Source organism: Bacillus sp. R86525 (genome assembly GCF_042466195.1).
Taxonomy (GTDB): domain Bacteria; phylum Bacillota; class Bacilli; order Bacillales; family Bacillaceae_G; genus Bacillus_A; species Bacillus_A nitratireducens.
In genome coordinates, this window is sequence record NZ_JAXHPX010000010.1 from 145,270 (window position 1) to 167,752 (window position 22,483).

At 34.0% G+C, this 22,483-nt stretch carries 16 protein-coding genes and 5 pseudogenes; 14 read left to right on the top strand and 7 right to left on the bottom strand.

Translation table 11 applies throughout. From position 1 onward, the window contains the following. The first annotated feature begins 97 nt into the window (after positions 1 to 97). From SJY24_RS30850 to SJY24_RS30860, 3 genes are read left to right on the top strand one after another with little or no spacing between them, the layout of a single operon-like run. Positions 98 to 898 carry a lipoprotein BA_5634 family protein gene (locus SJY24_RS30850; protein WP_377867434.1) on the top strand — a complete coding sequence of 267 codons (801 nt, stop codon included), beginning with the start codon at positions 98 to 100 and terminating at the stop codon, positions 896 to 898. A gap of 21 nt (positions 899 to 919) precedes the next feature. Further along, complete coding sequence (locus tag SJY24_RS30855; RefSeq protein ID WP_377867435.1) at positions 920 to 1,633, top strand: ABC transporter ATP-binding protein; 714 nt, start codon at positions 920 to 922, stop codon at positions 1,631 to 1,633. Then, positions 1,630 to 4,098 (top strand): ABC transporter permease, encoded by a 2,469-nt coding sequence (locus SJY24_RS30860; protein WP_377867436.1) that lies wholly within the window; start codon positions 1,630 to 1,632, stop codon positions 4,096 to 4,098. Before SJY24_RS30855 ends, SJY24_RS30860 begins: the two co-directional genes overlap by 4 nt. Positions 4,099 to 4,170: 72 nt before the next feature. On the opposite strand, the pseudogene SJY24_RS30865 reads toward SJY24_RS30860, so the two are convergent. Next, positions 4,171 to 4,833 (bottom strand): annotated as a pseudogene (locus SJY24_RS30865) (IS6 family transposase). A 659-nt stretch (positions 4,834 to 5,492) separates the two neighbouring features. Then, positions 5,493 to 5,783 (bottom strand): DUF4183 domain-containing protein, encoded by a 291-nt coding sequence (locus SJY24_RS30870; RefSeq protein ID WP_377867437.1) that lies wholly within the window; start codon positions 5,781 to 5,783, stop codon positions 5,493 to 5,495. 577 nt (positions 5,784 to 6,360) lie between these two features. On the opposite strand from SJY24_RS30870, the pseudogene SJY24_RS30875 reads away from it, so the two are divergent. The 5 genes and pseudogenes from SJY24_RS30875 (at position 6,361) to SJY24_RS30895 (ending at position 10,756) form a co-directional block, all read left to right on the top strand. Beyond that, positions 6,361 to 7,022, top strand: a pseudogene (locus SJY24_RS30875) (IS6 family transposase). A gap of 653 nt (positions 7,023 to 7,675) precedes the next feature. Then, a pseudogene (locus SJY24_RS30880) lies at positions 7,676 to 7,862 on the top strand (sulfotransferase family 2 domain-containing protein); the annotation flags it as partial. A gap of 473 nt (positions 7,863 to 8,335) precedes the next feature. Beyond that, a complete protein-coding gene (locus tag SJY24_RS30885) occupies positions 8,336 to 8,788 on the top strand; it encodes a hypothetical protein (RefSeq protein WP_377867438.1) in 453 nt (150 codons plus the stop codon). A gap of 52 nt (positions 8,789 to 8,840) precedes the next feature. Continuing rightward, the gene (locus SJY24_RS30890) at positions 8,841 to 10,061 is read left to right on the top strand and encodes a sensor histidine kinase (protein ID WP_377867439.1); all 1,221 of its coding nucleotides are present in this window, start codon (positions 8,841 to 8,843) and stop codon (positions 10,059 to 10,061) included. A 17-nt stretch (positions 10,062 to 10,078) separates the two neighbouring features. Continuing rightward, the gene (locus SJY24_RS30895) at positions 10,079 to 10,756 is read left to right on the top strand and encodes a response regulator (RefSeq protein WP_377867440.1); all 678 of its coding nucleotides are present in this window, start codon (positions 10,079 to 10,081) and stop codon (positions 10,754 to 10,756) included. 593 nt (positions 10,757 to 11,349) lie between these two features. Here the strand turns inward: SJY24_RS30895 and SJY24_RS30900 are convergent. After that, a pseudogene (locus SJY24_RS30900) lies at positions 11,350 to 11,733 on the bottom strand (IS4 family transposase); the annotation flags it as partial. Between the two features lie 434 nt (positions 11,734 to 12,167). Here SJY24_RS30900 and SJY24_RS30905 point away from each other — a divergent pair. Then, positions 12,168 to 12,755, top strand: coding sequence for a TetR/AcrR family transcriptional regulator (locus SJY24_RS30905; RefSeq protein ID WP_377867441.1), 588 nt, complete (start codon positions 12,168 to 12,170; stop codon positions 12,753 to 12,755). A gap of 8 nt (positions 12,756 to 12,763) precedes the next feature. Continuing rightward, positions 12,764 to 13,408, top strand: coding sequence for an HXXEE domain-containing protein (locus SJY24_RS30910; RefSeq protein ID WP_377867442.1), 645 nt, complete (start codon positions 12,764 to 12,766; stop codon positions 13,406 to 13,408). 360 nt (positions 13,409 to 13,768) lie between these two features. Here the strand turns inward: SJY24_RS30910 and SJY24_RS30915 are convergent. The 4 genes and pseudogenes from SJY24_RS30915 to SJY24_RS30930 form a co-directional block, all read right to left on the bottom strand. Then, positions 13,769 to 14,953, bottom strand: a pseudogene (locus tag SJY24_RS30915) (response regulator); the annotation flags it as partial. Between the two features lie 100 nt (positions 14,954 to 15,053). Then, complete coding sequence (locus SJY24_RS30920; protein ID WP_377867443.1) at positions 15,054 to 15,581, bottom strand: hypothetical protein; 528 nt, start codon at positions 15,579 to 15,581, stop codon at positions 15,054 to 15,056. Positions 15,582 to 16,371: 790 nt separating this feature from the next. Beyond that, a complete protein-coding gene (locus tag SJY24_RS30925) occupies positions 16,372 to 16,644 on the bottom strand; it encodes an HU family DNA-binding protein (protein ID WP_001043939.1) in 273 nt (90 codons plus the stop codon). Between the two features lie 281 nt (positions 16,645 to 16,925). After that, the gene (locus SJY24_RS30930; protein ID WP_377867444.1) at positions 16,926 to 17,207 is read right to left on the bottom strand and encodes a hypothetical protein; all 282 of its coding nucleotides are present in this window, start codon (positions 17,205 to 17,207) and stop codon (positions 16,926 to 16,928) included. A gap of 485 nt (positions 17,208 to 17,692) precedes the next feature. Here SJY24_RS30930 and SJY24_RS30935 point away from each other — a divergent pair, with 485 nt between their 5' ends. From SJY24_RS30935 to SJY24_RS30950, 4 genes are all read left to right on the top strand, one after another. Beyond that, positions 17,693 to 18,379, top strand: a complete 687-nt coding sequence (locus SJY24_RS30935) for a response regulator transcription factor (RefSeq protein ID WP_377867445.1) — start codon at positions 17,693 to 17,695, stop codon at positions 18,377 to 18,379. Further along, positions 18,376 to 19,452, top strand: coding sequence for a HAMP domain-containing sensor histidine kinase (locus SJY24_RS30940; protein WP_377867446.1), 1,077 nt, complete (start codon positions 18,376 to 18,378; stop codon positions 19,450 to 19,452). The genes SJY24_RS30935 and SJY24_RS30940 overlap by 4 nt, the downstream gene beginning before the upstream one ends. Positions 19,453 to 19,734: 282 nt before the next feature. Further along, positions 19,735 to 20,496, top strand: coding sequence for an ABC transporter ATP-binding protein (locus SJY24_RS30945; RefSeq protein WP_377867447.1), 762 nt, complete (start codon positions 19,735 to 19,737; stop codon positions 20,494 to 20,496). Between the two features lie 16 nt (positions 20,497 to 20,512). Further along, on the top strand, positions 20,513 to 22,366 hold the full coding sequence (locus tag SJY24_RS30950; protein WP_377867448.1) for an FtsX-like permease family protein: 1,854 nt from the start codon (positions 20,513 to 20,515) through the stop codon (positions 22,364 to 22,366). Positions 22,367 to 22,483 lie beyond the last annotated feature (117 nt).

Here is a 22,483-nt window from a genome sequence, read left to right on the forward strand (position 1 = left end):
CATTTTTTATTAACAATTGTAGTATTTTAATCTTTGGTCATATAAAAAAACTACTGTTTTAATCTAAAATTAAACACAGCATTTAAGGAGGAAGAAAATGAAAAAGATAATAGTATTTCTAGCAGTAACAGGAATTTTTATAGGTATAGGATTTGCGGTAAATCGTTATATAGAGGGCCCCTCACAACCAGTAAACGGTATCTTGGTATCAGGAACGAAAGAAAATATATCTGATGTTAAAAATCTGTATAAAGATCAAAACGTACAAACAGCAGATTATAGTTATAAATTGGTCACAGAATTAATAAAAGAAGAACGCACTACCGAACAGAACGAAGAGATTAAGAAAGAATGGAAAGAAAAAGCAGGAAATATGACTGAAGAAGAGATGGATAAGGAACTTGATAAACCATTTGTTAGAAAGAAACAATATGCGGTAATTACAAAATCTACAGCTGAAAAATTCTTAAAAAAAGGAATTATAAGAACGCCCTTAGAAAAAGATAGTTCTTCAATGACTTCAACCCCGGTAAAAGAAATAAAAGAATTAGCGAGTGAAAAAAACTTGTTTTATAGGAAAACAGCAGAAGATGAGGAAATAAAGGATGGGAATTTAAATTTAAATGGACAAATGATACCTGTTCAACATATTGAACAAAATAATTGGATTGGTTATTTTTCATCACCAATAGTAATTGTTAATGAGGAAACATATAAACAATTAAAAGAAAAAGAAGTAAGTCTTTCGTTAATTAAGTTTGCAAAAGAAAATTTTGATTATAAAAATAAAAACAAGGTAAAAAAGGTGGTTGAAAACATTACAAAAGTGTATGAAGTGAAAGACGAGAATGGTGACTACGATAAGGATAAAATCTATTTTGTAGAGATTCAAAATTAATCTGTGAAAAGGATGAGTTGTATGAAGGTTGTTAGATTAGAAAATGTAGTAAAAACATATGGAGAGGGAGAAACGCAAGTACAGGCGTTAAAAGGAATTAATCTTTCCATTCATAGAGGAGAATTCGTAACCATAGTTGGAGCGTCAGGTTCTGGTAAAAGTACGTTATTGCATATTTTAGGAGGGCTGGATCGTCCGAGTTCAGGAAATGTGTTTATAGGAGGTGAAAATATCTACAATTATAAAGATAATGAACTATCTATTTTTCGCCGAAGAAAAGTTGGCTTTATATTTCAGTTTTTTAATTTGATTCCTGTCTTGAATGTACAAGAAAATATTGCTTTGCCAGCTCTATTGGATGAGGAACAGGTAGATGAACATTACCTGGATGAAATTATACGAACTCTAGGGTTAAATGAAAGACGAGATCATTTGCCATCCGAATTATCGGGTGGTCAACAACAAAGGGTATCTATTGGTAGATCTCTTATAAATAAACCTGATATTATCTTAGCGGATGAACCAACCGGAAATCTAGATACAAAAAATACAAAAGAAGTTCTGAATTTATTAAAAGTAACGGCTAAAAAATATAATCAGACGGTGATTTTAATTACCCATGACCCTGCTATCGCATCAAACTCTGATCGAATTATAACCATTGCAGATGGCATGATTATTTCAGATAAACAATTAGTGCAAAATCAAGCAAAATGTGGAGGGGAGGAGTATTGATTCGTAGTTACAAACAGTTAAGTCAAAAATATCTCAGAAGTAATATAAAACGGACTCTGCTAACATTAGCAGGTATTATTTTAGCACTGGCGCTAATAACAACGATTGGATTGTTTTTTAATAGCGGATACACTTCGGGAATTGAAAATGCTAAAAAAGGTCCTATGGGTTCCGCAAATATATCAGTTGAAAATTATAATCAAAAACTTTTCAATATGATAAAAAGTAATCCGAATATATCTTCTTATGGCATCATCACTCCAGGAGAGACACTCAATGTTGATGAGATAGCTGTCTCTTATATGTATGCAGATCAACAAGCATTAAAACTATTAAATTCTGGTATTTCTGTACAAGGTAAGCTACCTTCAAATGAAAACGAGGCTGTTTTGGAAAAATGGATGCTACCTTACTTTGGGCCCAATCTTAAAGTAGGCGGTATGTTTACTATTCATGAAAAAAAATATAAACTTGTTGGTTTGCTAAATAAGTCTAGTAGTACTCAGGAAAATAAAACAGGTCAATTATTGACATATAAAAATAAGTTTAAAGTTGGAGAAGGTAGCGTATTGATTGAATTCAATAAGTACGCAAATTTTGATGAAGTTGAAAATCAATTTAAATTATTGACGAATAAAGAAAATATAAAAGTAAATGACGAATTAAAGAAAGCCTTAAAGCCTAGTGTGGAGATCATGGTGGCAGCCACTATTAGTATTGGGATTGTTGTGATTTCTACGATTGTTATTATTTACAATGCATTTCAAATTAGTATAGTAGAGCGAATGAAACAGTTTGGGTTATTGAGAAGTATAGGAGCTACCAAAAAACAAATTAGAAAAATTGTGATAAGAGAAGCAACATTTCTTTCTATTATTGCTATCTTTTTTGGGATTTTGTGCAGTATATTAGTAGTCTTTTCACTTAATCAAGTACTGATAAACGTACTTAAAAACGCTATGGGATATACAATTAAATTAGATTGGTTCATTATATGTGTAAGTTCTTTAATTACATTGATAACAGTCTATATTTCAAGTTATTTTCCTGCTTTTTTTGCAGGTAGAATTTCACCGTTACTGGCCGTAAGTAGCCGATTAGCTATAAAAAAAGATAAAATAAAGAAGAAAAAGAGAACAAAAATAAAGAAACCACTATCTTTTCCGTTAAGTATGGCATTAAAAAATATACAAAGGAATCCCAATAGATATACAGTTACAATCTTGTCTATTATTATAAGTAGTGTACTGTATATCACGTTTACTTTTCTCATTGATACTGTCATTCAGCGTAAACAACCGGAAATTCAAGCTCTAAAATCGGACATATCAGTTTCGGTTAATTCGGATTTAGACAGGCCTGGCATAGATCATATGAGTCGAAATCTTTATAAAATTAATAACGTAGAGAAGCTGTACAAGCAATATCAGGCACATGATTTTTATACGAAAGTACCAAAAAATAAGCAAATTAAAGAATTACAAGGAAATGAATCGCTGTATCAAAAAGTAAAATATAATAATCAAACTGTAGAAATTGTGAAAACACAAATAAAAGCATACGATGAGAATAGTTTAAAGAAACTAGCTGAAAATGTAACTAGTGGAAGGATTGATATTTCAAAATTAAATCGTGAAAAAGAGGTTATTTTAGTAAAACAAGCTGCATCAAATGATATGAATACAAGTAAAAAATATATAGGTTCGCTAAGCACTTTTCAGGTAGGGGATGAAATCCAAATAACAAGTCAGCAGGAAAGAAAATCTACAGAGGAAATCTCCTACAATGAAGAAAAACTAGAAACTTTAAAAATAGCTGCAATTGTAGAATTGGATATTTTTAATATGAGCAGAGTAATGGATACCATAACTTTTATTACTAGTGAACAAATAGCCGAATTTCTTACACCATCTCCACACAAATTAACAGGTTTTGAAATTGATTTAGAGAATCAATCTCAGGCTGATGCTACAATTTTAGATATACAAAAGAAACTTGGTGGAGATGCATCTATCGATGTAAAAAATAATATTGTTCAAAGTAATTTCCATAAAGATAATATACTTTATATAAAAATATTAGGGTACGGATTTATAGCTGTTATTACACTGATTGGTTGTGTGAATATTTTAAATACCATAACAGTCAGCATCATTATGAGAAGAAAAGAACTAGCTGCTTTAAAATCGATTGGTATGTCGCAAAAGGATTTGAAAAAGATGATTACTTATGAAGGACTCCTGTACGGTCTCTTTGGAAGTATACAAGGAATCTTTTTCGGCTGTATGCTTTCATATATTCTTTATGTAGCGCTTTCGAATATGGTGTCTTTTGAATGGATTATTCCTTATCAATCTATCTTTATCACATTTATAACTGCACTGTTGATTAGTTATGTAGCGGTACTAATACCGCTTCGGAAAATTCAAAAGGATAATGTTATAGATGTAATTAGAGAAGAATAACAGTTCTGTTGCAAAGTTAGAAAAAATATAGAGAGGTCTACAGATTGGAAATGGACTTTAAGCAATTGCTACTCATTGCTGTAGTTCTTTGTACACTGAAAAGACGGAGTCTGATTCAAGACTTCGTCTTTGTTTATTTATGGCCTGAATCGTTTCAATTCCTTTTATGGTTCGTGAAGCATGACGAAGATTTTGAAATCCTGCTGATTTGGCAAAACGCCTCTTTACATGCCTATGATCCTGTTCAATCAGGTTATTGAGATATTTAACGGTACAATGTTTTGTACGTGCATAAAAGCCGTTCTTCTTCAGTTCTTTGAACGCACAAAGCAAGGACGGAGCATTGTCTGTAGTGAGAACTGTTGGTTCTCCAAAATGTTTTACTCATCTTTTCATAAAGGCATAGGCAGCCTGATGATCCCGTTTTTTACGAAGTTGAATATCCAACGTGTTTCCATCTTTATCAATTGCACGATAGAGATAGCGCCATTCTCCCTTAACTTTGATATACGTCTCATCCAAATGCCAAGATAAGCGTGCAGATTTATTTTTTACTTTCCAAATTTGATAGATGAGATTTCCATATTCATGAACCCATCGCATGATGGTTGTTGGATGAACTGAAATACCACGTTCTTTCAGGATTTCAGATACATCACGATAACTTAAAGAAAAACGGCAGTAGTAGCCGACAGCTACTAAAATGATATATTGTTTTCCTTTAAAGTACCTCATGTCTGATTCTCCTATATCCTGTTTTCTAGAGTGTAGCTTCATGTAGGAAACTTTGCAACAGAACCTTTAATATGTTGTTTTAGTCCGAATAGTGCAATAACTCTGGTGAATTGGGCTCTACTAATAATTATTCTATAAAAGGTCTGTGACCAGTATGGGAAAGGTAACGTATTCAACTTATAAACCTTATTAACGGTACCTTGAAATCTCCGGTACAATCTAAATTTTCAAGATTTAGTGAAAATGATGGAAGAATGGGCTATTATTGGCTCCTGAAATGAACGATTTATAGAGAAATGAGGCAAATTTATATAAAGGTAAAAGGGGAATAGGATATTTAAATCATACTGTTGATTTAAAAAAATAATTAATTTTTGTTTGAGTAGGGATAAGAATAAAAAGATCACAAACCAATTATTTATGAAGGGTTTGTGGTCTTTTTATGTTGCTAAAGCTCGTATAAATATAGTTAATATAAATCTAATCTATCCAATCATTATTAAAATTATTATGTGTACATTTTTAATGTATATTTAGCATTTAAAAAAATTCGTTATTTAAATGAAGAAGTGGAATAAGGAGGGAGCGAAACCTTACTATTAATCAAAAAAGGACAAATTCTCCATGAAAGAAATCTGTCCAAAAACAAAAGATGCTGATTAAGATACGATAAATTCAACGGTAATTGGAATTCCTGGATCTAATGTGTCTCCACCTGGGATTGTGATAGCACCAGTTGGGCCTGTAGTAACACTAGAATTTGAACCAGGTTGTAATACCCCGTTCACATAGAGATTATAGTACGTAAAAGTAGGGAACGCTGTAGCTGTCACGCCAGCATCATTTAGACAAGCTGTAGCAGCAATCGCAAACGCAGCACCTGTCCCTGTTCCTGCACCTAGCGTGGAGGTAAATCTCCTAGAAGCTATAAATGGAGGTATAATAGTCATTTGATATTCATCTCCTTTTCAAATTTATTAGGACGAGATTATGATAAAACTTGTCCTATATTGTATTCTATGAAGTTTTTTCATTTTAGAAACGACATAAGTACTAGTACTTATGTACAGTTATTATTTTCAGTATGTATAGATATACTAATGTCGAACGGAAATGCCACTTTAATAGATTCCAAATCTAAAAAAGGACCTAATGTGGGGCAGATCCTTTTTTAAAGAACAATAGACGAAAGATCCACTCAATATATTATTATTAGTGGCCTAAATTTCATATGTTAGGTGTTGAGGAATAAAATTGATTTAATCACTATAGATAGTATCTAGTTTTGAAAGAACGCCTGAAGTAACTTGACTTGAAGATGGCTACTTCTAAAGCATTTATATCATTATCACAGGTTTCAATGCATTGATTATTAAAATAGTTGTTATTCCGGTTCTGGTGCAAAAACTTCAAGGTAATTACAAGTAATCTCTAAAACTTGGACATACTGATACTATTACTCTAAAAAGGTGTGTGATCGGTATGGAAAAGAAAAATTGGTTCAAATAGAAGCACTATCAGCCTGATATTATTTTATTAACGGTAAGATGGTACCTACGGTACAACCTAAGTTTTCGTGATTTGGTGGAAATGCTGGAGGAACGGGGTTTATCCATTTCTCATACAACGATTATGCGTTGGGTTCATCAGTATGGTCCTGAATTGGACAAACGGATCCGACGTTACCTCAAACAAATAAATGACTCTTGGAGAGTCGATGAAACATATATCAAAGTAAAAGGTCAATGGATGTACCTGTATCGTGCTGTTGATTTGAACGGAAACACAATCGATTTTTGCCTAAGCAAAACAAGAGATCATAAGGCTCAAGGCGCTTTTTCAAGAAAGCTTTGCGATCTTTTCATGTTTCAAAGCCACGTGTTATAACAGTCGATAAGAATCCAGCTTATCCGATAGCAATTGAACAGTTAAAAAAAGAAAAAAGCATACCTAGCGGTATGCGACTTAGACAACAAAAGTACTTGAATAACATAGTAGAACAAGATCATCGCTTTATAAAAAAGCGAATCCGTTCTATGCTAGGTCTTAAATCTTTTGACACAGCTACATCCATTCTTTCTGGAATAGAAGCCATGCATATGATTAAAAAAGAACAGATTACTTTACGGAACCAGTCTGTCCAAAATCAAAAAGAATTCATCCATCAATTGTTTGGACTTGCAATATAAGATACGATTCCGTTAGAAATCTATGTGCTTTATTCTCTTTTGTTTTATTTTTGCACCAGAACCTTTATTTATTTTAAAAAGATTATTACTATGAAATTCTGAGGTTTCCATAGTAATAATCTTTTTCTTTGCGAATTTATGCCAAATGAAAAAGAATAAAAAATTCATCTCTAAGAAATTAGTATCTAGAATTGCATGGGATATGGTCCTATATTCTCACATATCTTATCATTTAGATTGCTAATCGGAGTGCTACGGATGCATCCATCTTTACCGCTAAAGCCATTGGGGAAACACCGATTATAATTCTAGAGAGAAGCTAAGTACCTCTTGTAATACCTGGATATTTATTAATTTGTACTAACTATATTTGAGGGATTAAGAAATGAAAATTTATATATTAGTGAAAACGTATGTAATTACAGAGATATAATTACATAAAAAAGTGCCAACATTTATAAGGTTATATCTAATATCCGTATATAAGTTATTTTCAATTTCCTAGGATTTCTCTATAAAAATAAGTACCTTCACTATAACATTTAAATACAATGCTAAAAGTGATTAATATTTTATTTTTGATAAGTATTTAATGGGAAATTTTGTTTTTTGTGGCAGTGAAAATAATGTATAACAGAGGAGAACTGTGTATCATGAATGATAATATCAAAAATCTCATTGAATATGGCGGCCGTATTCCACATTTCCATAAGGACTTCCCTATAATTTTATTTTGGAGTCACAAAAGTGGTTGTACTTCCCTAGCGAATTGGTTTATTTGAAGACGCGATGAAATATGATCCATTTATCCATTATTATGAATTTCAAATATATAAAAATACCTATTTGGTTAGCAAATCACATTGTGGAAATCTAGACTATGTCTATAAAAGTACAGGAAAATCCAACAGACACTGTGAAAAAATTAATTGGGAAAGAGCCTAGAACATTAAATGATTTCCTTCATGAGCATAAAGGGTATTTCAAGTTTTTTAAACATTCAGTTGATTGATTTGTATTTATTTTGTTGATTTTCATAATAAAATTCATCTAACCTCTTCTTTTATAGTATTAATACCAGTATCTATATGCTTTTTAGATTTATAGAATATGTTTTATAGTTTTTGTACTATAAACATAAAAACTGCTCTGGGATAATCAGACAACATACGGCCGGCAGGTGAAATCAATCAACTGCTGTTATTCAATCTGAAGATGGAACGGAAAAATCAACCTGTAGATGGACTTTTATTTGGCCGCTGGTGCTTATATTAATTATATACCCTAAAAAAAGGAAGAGGAGTAGGAGAAACATGATTAATTATCTTATCATTTTGGCTATTGTCATTTTATTATCTTTAAGGGAAAAAGAAATCCGGCCGTCCCGTTTATGGATTACACCTGCACTATTTGTTTATTTAATTTTTTCCAGCATGAAGCAGATTGATTTGAGCGGGGGGAGTTTCTTTCTTTATTTGATCTGTCTGTTTGTCGGTCTAGCGATCGGCGCATGGAGAGGAAAGCTGGAGAAAGTATGTATCAATCCAGTAACGGGGAAAGCAACTTCACAAGGTTCCATTGCCGGCGTCGTTATTTTTCTGGTAGTCATGTTGCTACGCTTACTTGTGGGCAGTTGGGGAGCACAACATGCTTTACTTTCCTTAAGTACAGCATTGTTGTTTATTCCGCTTGGCAGTGTTATCACCCGTCGTTATGTTATTTACTTGAAATATAAACAACTAACGGGGGGCAGAGCTGCTAGTTAGGTGGTGTGTCAGTTGTTATAATAGAAATAACAATTTTGCAGGAGGCTCATATATGCAAATTAAACAGCATCTTGCAGTTTTAGGTCAATATGTACTCAATTGTAGTCGAACTATTATTTTAAGCTTGTTGTTGCTGTACAACTTCCTCATAGGGACAGCAAAAGTAACATCTTTTCCTAAATTGGTAGCTGGATTGGTAGTCAGCTTTGCTTATTTGGCTCTACTTTGGTTACCTGAAAGGATGTGGGAGGAACGTACCCGCATTGCTTTCGTAATCGGAACGTGGATGTTGACGGCAATGTATTGGGTAATTTTTGATGTGGAAAGTACAGCCGTCGTCCTCGTCTTATATCTTATAGGATATATAGTACTACGGATGCCCACCCAATCATCTGTTTTGTTGACGGGCGCTATAATCGCGGCGGATGCACTTGTTTTCTTTCTACTGAGAGAGCAAACAGAAAAGATTCTTGTCTATTCAATCGTGGATGCTGGTACTTACGCGATGTTTTGGGGAGTGAAATTGAAACGGGAAGCGGCCGAAATGAGCAAACGACACTACGAACAGTTGCGGGAAGTACATGCCGAATTGGAGAAGGCTCACACAGAGCTTCAACAAACGCACCAAGATTTGGAGAAAGCGACTGTTCGCTTACTATGGTTTGCTGTATTGGAAGAGAGAAATCGGATTTCGTGTGATCTTCACGACAGCATCGGACATGGATTAACGTCGGTCATCGTCCAGCTTCAGGCACTGCCTTATATCATGAAAGAGGATGTAGCGGAAGCTGATATTTCGCTGAAAACTACTTTGGAAGTGGCACGTCGCTGCTTGCAGGACGTACGTACGGTCGTTCACCATATGGCGGTTGATGAAGCAGGACTTGGCTTGGTAGCCTTGCAAAGCTTGGTGAAGCAAGTCCGGGAGCAGGGGCAGTTAGACATTGCACTCACTGTTGATGGTTCGATTAGTAGTGTTGATACAGAAGTTTCAGAATCTTTATACCGGATTCTTCAGGAGGCGCTCACCAATGTTATCCGTCACGCTCATGCTTCCCACGTTGATGTTGTGGTCTCAGAAAGTGAGGGAGTACTGACAATGTCGGTAACTGACAATGGGATATGGACTGATAAAACTCCAATTTTGTCCGGTTTAGGTATGTCGAGCATGAAGGCTAGAAGCGAGAGAGTAGGCGGGACTTTACGGATTCGTGCGGTAGATACCCATGGCCTAAAGCTTATAGTTTTAATACCGTTGCATGAGGGTGGGTAAAAGGAAGGTGACAGGAATTGACTATGCATTCGATCCGGGTTCTAATTGTGGATGATCAATCATTGGTCCGACATGGTTTACGGTTCATAATAAACGCACAGGAGGACATGGAGGTCGTTGGGGAAGCAACTGGCGGAAACCAAGCTGCTTTGTTGGCAAATCGTATTCATCCCGATGTGGTACTGATGGACGTTCAAATGCCGGAGGGCGGCGGAATTGAAGCTACTCGTAACATAATTGAGGTTAATCCGTTGTGCAAAGTCATAATTTTGACCACGTTCGATCAGGAAGATTATGTTTACGACGGTATTCGGGCGGGAGCGGTAGGTTATTTACTTAAGGATGCGGAACCAGAAGAACTCGTTGATGCCATTCGAGCTGCCTGGAAAGGTGAAGCAATTTTCCGTACAACGGTCGCCGCAAAAGTGATTAGTCACGTTGTCCGCTCATCGCAGCAGTTGCGGCAGGCAGAGGAGTTTACTTCTGACGTCCAGGCGATTGAGCCGCTAACGGATCGTGAATTGGAAGTGTTACAACAGATGGCGTACGGTTTACGTAACGGAGAAATTGCCAAAAAGCTCTATATTGGTGAAAGCACGGTGAAGACACATGTTCACCGCATACTTCAAAAGTTCGGTGCTGAAGATCGCACGCAGGCAGTCGTAATAGCAATCCGTAAAAGGATTGTAAAATAAGCTAGTGCCAATAATGATTTTAGTAAAATAATAGAGAGAAATGAAAATAATCTTTTTCTACAGTCAGTTATTTTGAAGATTTAGTTCAGGGGGTATTTGCATTTCCTAGCTTGATGCTGGCGGTATTCCATGGCTATCAAGTTAAGAAACACATTCTTCCCCAAAATGAAAAATCCATATAAATTCCTTTGGATAACTATGACAGGATAAAATTTTCGTTTTGGGGATACTTTAAAAATTTAGCTAGATGGGCATGTTGTGCTATCCCATCTATAAATTAACCAATGTAATAAATTATTTAAAGGCGATAGAAATGAAAAAATACACCTTCATTTATCGAAGGTGCATTTATTGTTTATTTTAATACTGGTACTATTTTGTATAGAACTATATTACCGCATTGATACTCTTTTATTATTCCTTTGTTTGAAAATATAGTTTAAAAGAGTTAGCAGTAATGCCTCGATTTTGTAATAAAAAATATGTCCATTACTTAATACTGCTATCATCTACGAACTCAGAAAAATGATGAAGGAATTTTAAAATGAATTCTAATTCATTAACATTTTTTGTTGAATTAGGGAAGTATGGATAGCCATCATACAACGGATACGATTGAAAGTAGAGATTATATGTGCAGAAAGTGAGTGATTGGAACAGAGTTTTTGTGTGAGAAGAGAAGTAAAGACTTCTCGAAGAAATGCGACAGCTTCTGGATTAAAGCGTTGATTGAGTCCTTCTGGACTCATGAGTGTAGCTGTATTTGCATAAAGTTGACTACATAATCGAGTAAGAGAATCGCTTGCTACGTGTTGACTAATCCAAATACATAAAGCGGCCAAATCTCGTGCGACATACTTACTTTTACGTTTTACGAAACCAGTCTCCTGTGCGAGCTGTTGAAGGCTACTTGGAGATAGATATCGCTGTAGCTCTTCAGCAAATAAATGAAACTGATCTTGAATCGATAGAGTCATACAAAACGCCATCCTTTCTGTATATTTCTACAAAAAGAATAGCGTTTTTTTGATTATATGGATACAAATTTATCTTAGATTGATAGCGATGTATGGTGACCTCTATTAGAATATTCAGGAAATTGTTATTTTAGTTTTTTTCGGAGGAAGTTACAATATTTTTTTCTTTACGTATTGGTATATAGATAGTTTTAAATTATTTTTAGAAATTTATTTTATGTGTGGAATATAAAGTAGGAGCTGGTGTATAACAGTACAAATACAAAAAGCGTGAACAGTTTAGCATTTTCACGCTTTTTGTATAGAATAAATCATAAAAAATGTAGGGAAATGTCGAAAGGATTAAATTGAATTTAAAAATTGAAGGTGATACCATGAAGTTAAACGATGTTTAAAATGTTGTTTAATTAATAAATTCTAGAGGGGGAGATAAATTGAGGGAAAATGAAAACATATCAACGAAAGAAAAGATTTTAAATACAACATTGGAGTTAATTAAAGGCGAAGGTTTCGAAAGTGTAACAATAAGAAAAATTGCGGCATTGTCAGATACAAATATCGCGCTTGTAAATTACCATTTTGGTTCAAAAGAAAAGTTGATTAGTGAGACGATTAAAGTCTTATTAATTAGCTTTCAAGGAACTTTTTCTATTTTAGATGATATTACAGTGCCAGCGAAAGAAAGATTAAAAATATTTTTATTTGATTATGTACTAGTAATTCAGCAATACCCTGAGTTAGTAAGGAAAATTATTGCAAAGGGAACTACGGTATTTACATCTCAATACGAATATGGAGATTTTTTGAAGAGGCTCGGTTTTAGTAAAGTGAAGAATATTTTGAGTGAAATAACAAATGAAACGGATCAGGAAATTTTAATGATGATGACAGTGCAAATATTCGGATCCATTTTTCTTCCAGCATTAATGATGCCAATTCTTGAATCAGGGGCAGATATAAGAATACTGCCTGTAGAAAAACAAATTGACTTCCTATTTGAACGCTATTTTTATAAAAATTGAGATAGTGGGTGATAGAGATGACTAGTTTCTTTAGAAAGCACTGGTGTGATGTAGGGTTAGTTGTGGCTATTGTTGTCGTAGGTTGTTTAGTCGCGAATTTTGGAGAAATGAGTGAAATAAAAGTACTGTTAGCGTTAAGTTTTGTAGCCATTTTAGTGCATCAATTTGAAGAGTATCGTTGGCCAGGTTATTTCGCTGGTCTGTTTAATGTAGTTATATTTAAAAGTGATATACCAGATCGCTATCCATTAAATACGCAATCTGCTATGGTAATAAATGTTTTGATTGCGTATGTTTTTTATTTACTTCCGGTTTTCTTTCCAAATATTATATGGCTTGGGTTGGCACCTATTTTAATGGGATTTTTTCAATTCATATGGCATGGGATTTTTGCGAATATAAAAGCTAAAACAATATACAACCCAGGATTAGGTGCGGTTGTATTACTACATGTTCCGATTGGTTATGCATATATGAGATATGTTCTTTTACACAATTTAGCTACAAATTTGGATTGGATATTAGGGCTAATCTATTTTCTAGTAGCTACCTATTTTTTAATTATAAAAGGAAATATGTTACTGAAAAGTAAGGAGACAAGTCATTACTTTTCTAAAAAGCAATTAGGTCCGTACAATGATGCATTAAAGTGATTCAGAAGGAATTTTGGATGCTAAAGAGAGTACGAGTGAATTACAAAAGAAAGATGCGTAGGCGCCCTTCTTTTTTTGAAGGAGATTTTTGTTACAAGTTAGCACAAATTTTCGTTCTGGGGTGCACTTTTTATGGCTAAATTTTCTTTGTAAATCAAAGCAATAAAATCATATATAGAAAACAATAGTGTTACTACGTACTGAATGTAGTAACGCTATTTAAAGTTTTTTAAAACAGGGTTAACTTTATTAAAAAAATTACCTATCAAAAATGATACTCAATTAAATTCGTAAGTTTATCCTTTATTGTATCTTGTAACTACATTTTCCTTTGCTGTAAAGAAACAAAAAAACATTTTTTTATTCAATAATTCCAATTTCTAGAGCCTTGTGGACAGCTTCTTCCTTGTTACGCACTCCTAACTTTGTGTAAGCTGTTGAAGCATAGTTCCTGACCGTACCATTCGATAAATATAGCCTTGAAGCTATCGTATTGTATCGAAGTCCTTTTGCTACTAACTGCAATATTTCTATCCCCCTAGCTGTTAGCTCATAAGCGGTTGCTTTTGATTGTGGTGTCTCTTTTTGCTCATCTAACTTCTCAAATATTTTGTGAGACATTCCCTGATCAATTAGTGTCCCACCTTTGTGAATAAGTCGGATCGTATTAGCTAGCTCCAACGTTTCAATAGATTTGAGTAAAAAACCATCCGCACCGTTGCGAAATGATTCTAACGCCTGTTCGGTATCCTGAAAGGTTGTAAAAATCAATACGCGGATATGTGGCCATTGTTGCTTAATCTTTTTGGTTGCTTCGATTCCATCCATGTGCTGCATATCTAAATCCATAAGTATAACATGGGGTTGAAGGCGCCCACACAAATCGATGGCTTGATTGCCATCCTCAGCCAAACCGACTACATTTAAATCTTCATATCTATCGAGTAGTGTCCTCAAACTTTCCCGAACAAATGGCTGATCGTCTACAATTAACAAACGAATAAGTCCATCTTTTATTTCAGTTTGTCGCGGTATGGTACATGTAACAAGCATTCCTTCCTCGGGCTTTGTATATACAGACAATTGACCTTGCAAATTCATTGCCCGTTCTTTCATCGCATTCATACCGAAGCCTTCCTGCCATTCTACATTTCCTTTTCCGTTATCTTGAACTTCTAACCTCGTATATTGTTGTTCAAACTGCAATGAAACTATAATTTCAGTCTCCTGACCATGACGTACTGCATTTGTAAGAGATTCTTGTAAGCAACGAATGAACGCTATCTTCGCTTGCCGAGACAGTTGATATTCCTCTCCGAATGTCCTAAAACTTACATTTACCTGAGCGTGCTCCTGAAATTTGGCTCCAAGATTTTGTAGAGATTGAATTAAGGAAGACGATTGACACGGAGACTCCATTTGATGTAGGTAGCCTCTCACGTCCTCGATACTTTTACGTCCCATTTCAAGCAGAGAATCTAACCGCTGTATACCCATTTCAGTAGCAAGTTCGGTACGCATTGTTTCCATCCCCATAATAATGGCCAGAATCGTTTCCGTACCCCTGGTTAACACAACCCCACATTATACATTATAAAAAAGCTAGCTTTATGCTAGCTTTTTTATAATGTATAATTCGCAAATTTCAATTAGATTTCACAATTGCTGAAGAGGCCTCATCATTCCAAGTTCTAGCCCCATCCCCCAAACTAAAACTAGTCAAATTAATATATCCGCCGTTATTTACAATAGCAAGTGCATGTCCTTGGGCGTTATTATGTTCATAGATAGTTGTATAATCTCCAAAAGAATGTGTAAGTACAGAGGAAACATTATCATTGTTTGAACCACCAAAGTTTGCAATAATAACTGGGTTTCTACTTGCATTTACAGTAAAACTTGAACCTTTCAAATCGTTATCGTAATAAAAAGTAGAATAAATTTGAGCTAAAGGTTGAATCTTGAAGTTTTTAGGAACTGGATGTGTAGTTAAAAAATTTTCAAAATCTGACTTTTCGTCAAAACCAATAGTCGCTGGTTCACCATTAATTCCAGGTGTTACGACCTGGTATGGCTTTGATGGGGACTCCGCATACGCCTGAGGGCTTGAAGCACCAAATAACATTGCACCTGCTAATAAACCTGTGGAAAGTACACCAATTACTCGTTTCACAATTATCACTCCTTAATAAAATTTACTTACAAATTAATCTTACATCTATTTCCATTAATTTGGTATTGATGTGAAATTTTATCAATAAAATAGATTTTATTAGAATAATGAGATATGTGTATTTTGATAGACGTATATAAAAAAACAAGCAAGTAGGGGTCACCATACATCCGTAAACCCAGTGGTACTATTTGGTTTTACAGTAACTTGCGGACCAGCTCCGGCATCTATTACACCTAATCCTCAGGAATAATTAGCCTGGTACCTTATAAGTAAATTTACTAAAATAAGAATCTCTTTTGTGAATCTATTAATACAAAAGAGATTCTTTCATCTTTTTAACCAAGTATAGTAGTTAAATATGAAAATATTAAGTATATTTTGTTGAAAAAAAGTGGATTTGAAGTAAGTTAAACTTTCATATGATATGCTTATTCTATACTAAGTAATTTACAGTTGAGGAGTTAATCAGTTATTACTATTATAGAAAATATATATAATGCTTCTATATTATTAATGATTTTATCTGTATTTGCGAAAAATAAAAGGAGAAAGAAAACTCACTGGTTTCGAACTTACTATGTTTATATAACACAGTTGGTTACATTCTTTGGGGAATCTATATTATTTGTATAAATTTTGCATGATGTGTACTTAGAAATAATATGTTTAAAAATGAAGGGGTATCATCCGATATATATATTTTGGATGATACTTTTTTGTTTTATGAGCAAAAAAGCTATTGAAAAAGGGTCTGATATGAATATCAAACCCTTTTCACTATATGTAATTATTTCACTGCCGCTTTTAATTCTTTTCCAGCCTTAAAAGCAGGTGCTTTTGAAGCCGCGATTTGCATTTCTTCACCTGTTTGTGGGTTACGACCTGTACGTGCAGATCTTTCACGTACCTCAAATGTACCAAATCCAAGAATCTGTACTTTCTCGTCATTTGCTAGCGCAGTTGATATTGTATCTAATACAGCTTGTATTGCTGCAGCTGCATCTTTTTGTGTAAGTTCTGCTTTTTCTGCTACTACTTTTGTTAATTCTGTCTTATTCATTTCCTGCACCTCTTTATATGTAATTAGGTGACTATTATAACGTGCTTATAATCTTGATGCAATTAATAATATGGATAGAAAAAGCCTTAGAAAGTGCTAAGGAACAATTCTTGTGTGATAGTAGGGGTACCGCCAGCATTTTCCGATTATCTTAACTTCGATGTGAGAACTATTGGAATATCAATGGTTCCCACATCATTTACATGTATTCAATGTAAATATTGATTTTAATAAAGTATAATGTATTGTTAAATTAATAAACCGATTAGCTCAAAAACATTTTAATTTAAATATTTAATCCAAGCATGTCCTTCTGGGAATTGTTGTTTTAAAGATACTTTAAGCCATTCTTTTTCTTGTAGTGAAAGTATTGGTAGAATTGATTGAAAATCATTAGAGTCCTTTTCCCTGACTTGAGAAGAGCCAGCTTTATAGAGAAGTTGGACTTCAGGTTTCAAATAAGGTATCACTTCGGGCGTTCTTAAAAACATTTCGTTTATTGCTCTTTTAATCAATTTTGCTCTTTTATAGATCCAATAACTTTCTACACTATCAATTAACATAATTTGAAACGCCCAAGGGGAATTATTGTTTTTACTAACCCATACATCATTTGTTGACTTTAAAAATTCTCCTTCTTCCCAAACCTTAAGTTTACCATCTTTTTCCTTGTATAGCGTCCAGTCTCTCTTTAAAGATTGGTAAGCAACTAGTTGGTCTTCTCGAATGACTATTCACCATAAATTCTTATGTCAAAATGCTGTAGAAAGCTTAAGAATTCTTAAGAACTTTTCTCCTTTTTTCTTAAGATTTGGATGCTAGTGTATGATTATGAATTCAAACCTGTGAAGGGTTAAGTATGAAAATAGTTAACTTTCTTATTTTATGTATATAATGAACTAGAAATTAGTTGTTGCAGCCCTTTCAAATTCAAGGTTTATTGGAGACAAAATAATTGAAGGAATTAATTTGAAGAAAGTAAGATAGAAATGTTTCCCCTGCTTATGTCTTTAGTTGTTCAATACGAGAAAAAATGTGGAGGAATAATATGGATTCAAAAATTCTTATTGTTGATGATGATAAAGAGATTAGAAATCTTATCTCTGTTTATTTGGAAAATGAAGGACTGAAAACTCAAAAGACAGAAGATGCTATGGAAGCTTTACAACTGTTAGAAGAAAAGGAGTTTGATCTTATTATTTTGGATATTATGATGCCGAATATGGATGGTATTGAAGCTTGTATGAAGATTAGGGAAGACCGCAATATGCCTATCATTATGCTATCTGCAAAATCAGAGGATATAGACAAAATTCAGGGTCTAGCCTCTGGTGCCGACGATTATTTATCAAAACCGTTTAACCCATTGGAATTAATCGCTAGGGTAAAATTCCAATTAAGAAGGTTTAAAAAATACAATACGTCAATAGATCATAATAAAAGTATCCTAGAAATTGGTGATTTAGCCGTGAATACAGATACACGTCAAGTATGCGTAAGGGGAAAGGAAACAAGGCTAACTCCAAAAGAGTTTGATATACTCGAACTACTTGCCCGTAACAAAGGGATTGTCCTGAGTGTAGCAAAAATATATGAAGCAGTTTGGGAAGAGGTTTTTTATAAATCAGACAATACCGTCATGGTGCATATTACAAAAATAAGAGACAAAATAGAAGAGGATTCTAAACATCCCATTTATATTAAAACTGTGTGGGGAATTGGATATAAAATATGAAGAATGTTAGTTTTAGAAATAAGATCATTATAAAACTTCTTGGTGCTGTTGCAGTTAGTTTTTTTATTTCATTTGGTTTAACAATCCTTATTTTATTATACGTCATAGATCCATTATTTGTAAAACACGAAGAGTTTGGTATGTTTGAATCCAATTTGGCATTATTTTTCTTATTCGCGTTCGCAATCTTTACCTTTATCATACTTTTTTTGATATTGGTTCGACGGAAAATAGTATATTTGAAGCTCATTTCGGATAATGTAAATGATATTGCCAATGGAAAATTGGGTTTGACAATTGGGTTTAAGGGGAAGGACGAATTGACCCAACTTGCTCAAAATATCAACTATATGTCCAAGGAATTGGAAAATACATTTGAACAAGAAAGACGATTAGAACGTACAAAAAATGAACTTATAACGAACGTATCTCATGATTTACGCACACCGTTAACATCTATTATTGGCTATATAGATTTATTAAAAAGAGGGCAATACAACAGTAACACACAATTACAGGAATATCTTGAAACCACGTATTCAAAGTCACAGAGACTGAAATATTTAATTAGTGAGCTGTTTGAATATACCCGTTTATCAGGCATTGATGCTAATTTAAACTTAAATGAAGTCGATTTATCAGGTTTGTTGGAGCAAATAGTTGGAGAATACATTCCTATATTTGAAAAGGAACGCTTAATCGTTCAAAAATCAATTACACAAGAAACAATACCTATCTTCATAGATGTAGAAAAAATGGTACGTGTTTATGAAAATCTGTTTATGAATGCGATAAAGTACAGCATGAAACCATCTGAATTATCCGTATGTCTTGAATTAATGGATAACAAAGCAATTTTGAAAGTGTCAAATAAAGTCGAGAAACCGCCTGTTAGCGATCCAAATAAATTGTTTGAAAGGTTTTTCAGGGGGGACAAGGCAAGAAAAGATGACCAGGGAAATGGTCTGGGGCTTGCTATTTCAAAAAGAATTGTTGAACTTCATGATGGTAATATACATGCAGAATATAATGATGGCTGGATGTCTTTTATTGTTGAACATCCAATCAAATAGACTGGCTTATGGAATTACAGGTTCCATAAGCTTTTTTTATAAAACTTAAGAATTCTTAAGGATTTTACAGGGTGTTTCCTAATTTTTATAGTTTATCATGTATGTATTCAAAGCGATGAGGTGAGTGGAGAGATTAAAATAAAATTTTCTTTACAGCTTTCAATTGGATACATCGTGACAGCCTTATGGAAAAGGTAGATGCAACATGACTATTTTGTTAGTAACAAATATGAATAGCAACTTATTTTAAAGAAATGAAAAAACAAACGTAGGAGGATATATATGACGAAACTAGTTGTAGACGTAAAAAACGTCCAAAAAGTGTACGGTAAAAAAGGTGAGAACCAATCACACGCGTTAAAAGGTGTTTCATTCTCAATTCAAGGAGGTGAGTTTGTCGGAATTATGGGACTATCTGGTTCTGGTAAAACGACATTATTAAATGTAATTTCAACGTTAGATAAAGCAACGGGCGGCGTTGTTGAAATTGCAGGAACAGATATTACGAAAATGAAACAAGGTGAGCTTTCTGATTTCCGTTCACAAAAGTTAGGATTCATTTTCCAAGACTTTAACTTATTGGAGAACTTATCTATTTACGAAAACATCGCTCTTTCACTTTCCCTTCAAGGTGTTTCATCACGAAATATTGGACAGAAAGTAGAAAAAGTAGCTGATATGTTAGACATTTCAGCAATACTTCAAAAGTATCCTTCTGAAGTATCTGGTGGACAAAAGCAACGTTCCGCCGCAGCACGTGCGTTAGTTCATGAACCAGCAATTATTTTAGGAGACGAGCCGACTGGAGCTCTAGATTCTAAAAATGCAACGAGTTTACTGGATGCCATGACAAACTTAAATACAGAACAAGGTGTGTCTATAATGATGGTTACGCACGATCCGTATAGTGCTAGTTACTGTCAACGTATTTTATTCATTCAAGATGGTGAGCTCTATAAAGAAATTCATCGTGGTGGTACCCGTGAAAAGTTTTATAAAGAAATTTTAGACGTGCTGGCAGACTTAGGCACTCAAAAAGGATAAGGAAGGACGCTCAAGTATGTTATTTAAAATTTCCATGTCAGGACTAAAAATTAAGTTGCAAGACTATATTGTCTTACTTGTGGGTCTTATTATATCTATTTCAATTTTCTATATGTTCCAAACGCTAGCGCAAAATAAAGCATTTCTTGAATCTAATTCAAATGTAGCTGCTATTGTATTTGCATTTCAAATTGGTTCGGTTTTACTAGCAATCATAACGTTCTTCTATATTTTATATGCAAATTCTTTCTTATTATCCCTTCGCCAAAAAGAGTTTGGGATGTATATGATGTTAGGAGCAAAAAAGCATAAAGTTACACTACTTATGTTTATTGAAACAATCGTATTAGGCGCAGCGTCTCTTGTGATTGGAATTACAATTGGTGTGGGACTTGCTGACGGTATCGGTCAGTTATTGATGAAACAGTTGGAGTTTTCTGGTGAGGGGTATCAAGCATTTTATATTCCGTCTATGGCTGTTACTTGCATCTTCTTTTTTGTCTTATTTGTACTATCAGCCATCATGAATAGTATGAAATTGTCACGTATTTCTGTTTTGCAACTTGTACATGCAGATGAACAAACAGAACGTGTCGCAGTAAAAGGGAAAATGACAGCTGTAGTTGCATTCCTTGGTTTACTTTTACTAGGTATTGGTTATACATCACTGATCTATATATCACAGCTACAAGGAGAAGATATAATAAGCATTCCTACATTCATGGCTATTGGATTAATCACAGCTACAGTTGGTACGTACATGCTATTTGGATCCCTTCTCCCCGTTATGATGAAAAAGGTACATAGTAATAAAAAACGTAGGGAAAAAGGGCTGAATGCTTTTACTTTTGCGCAATTAAACTTCCGTATGAACAGTCTAACAAACGTGTTGGCAACGGTAGCAATCTTAGTAGCTCTTGGAGCTGGTGGAATTGCTTGTGGTATGGCATTTAAAAACGATGTTCTAAAACAGACTGATAAAGGAACCATTTATGATTCGGTAGTTCATAATCCAACAGTGGAAGAAAAGAAATTGCTAGACGGTATTCCATTTAAAGAACAACTTGAATATCGCTACAAGGTGGATGATACGTATGTGTATTATATAAAAGAAGAGTTAGAGAATAATCGTCCTTTAGTAAAAGATAGAAAAAATGAGAAGACAATGAAAGTTTCAGAAAAAATCTCCATGAATGCATTTGCATTGTCAAGACAATGGGGTAAAGATGATGGAAAACCAAAACAATGGAGCGATGCTTTCCAAACAATTCAACCAAAGTATATGTATCCGAATCATGAAGTGAAAATTGTCAATCAAAACATATACGATAGTATGAAAGGTACAGAAAATAAAGTATTTATTGGTAAAGCGGATAATTTCGGTACATACGTAAAAGAATGGAAAAAACTTGATGAATTACAGGTAGTTAAATATACAAATGTGAAAGCAGAAGAACTGGGTAGTAAGTATCAAACATATAAGTCGAACCAAAGTCTTTCTAGCGGACTCATGTTTATGGGCTTCTTCGTTGGAATTGCGTTCTTAGCAATGATGGCAAGTTGTCTGATGTTTAAAGTTCTGTCTGGTGCATCCAAAGATTGTACACGTTATCAAATGCTTCGTAAAATCGGTGTTCGCCGAAAGTTATTAACACAATCGATTTATAAAGAGTTATTCTTTGTATTCTTAGTCCCAGCAATTGTGGGTATTGTTCACGTATTAGTTGGTATGAACATGTTCGGTCCGCTTTTGATTGATCCGTATTTTCGAATTTGGTTGCCACTTGTCATTTTCGTAGTAATTTACTTAATTTACTACTTGATTACAGTTCAATTGTATAAAAGAATTGTACTTCCGAAAGAAAAATAGTTTTACAAAACATACAAAATGTTAAACTCAAAAAAACCAGTGATATCCTACACATGTACTAGTATCACTGGTTTTTTATATGGAAATATGATGGTCAATTTGACAAATTATAAAAAA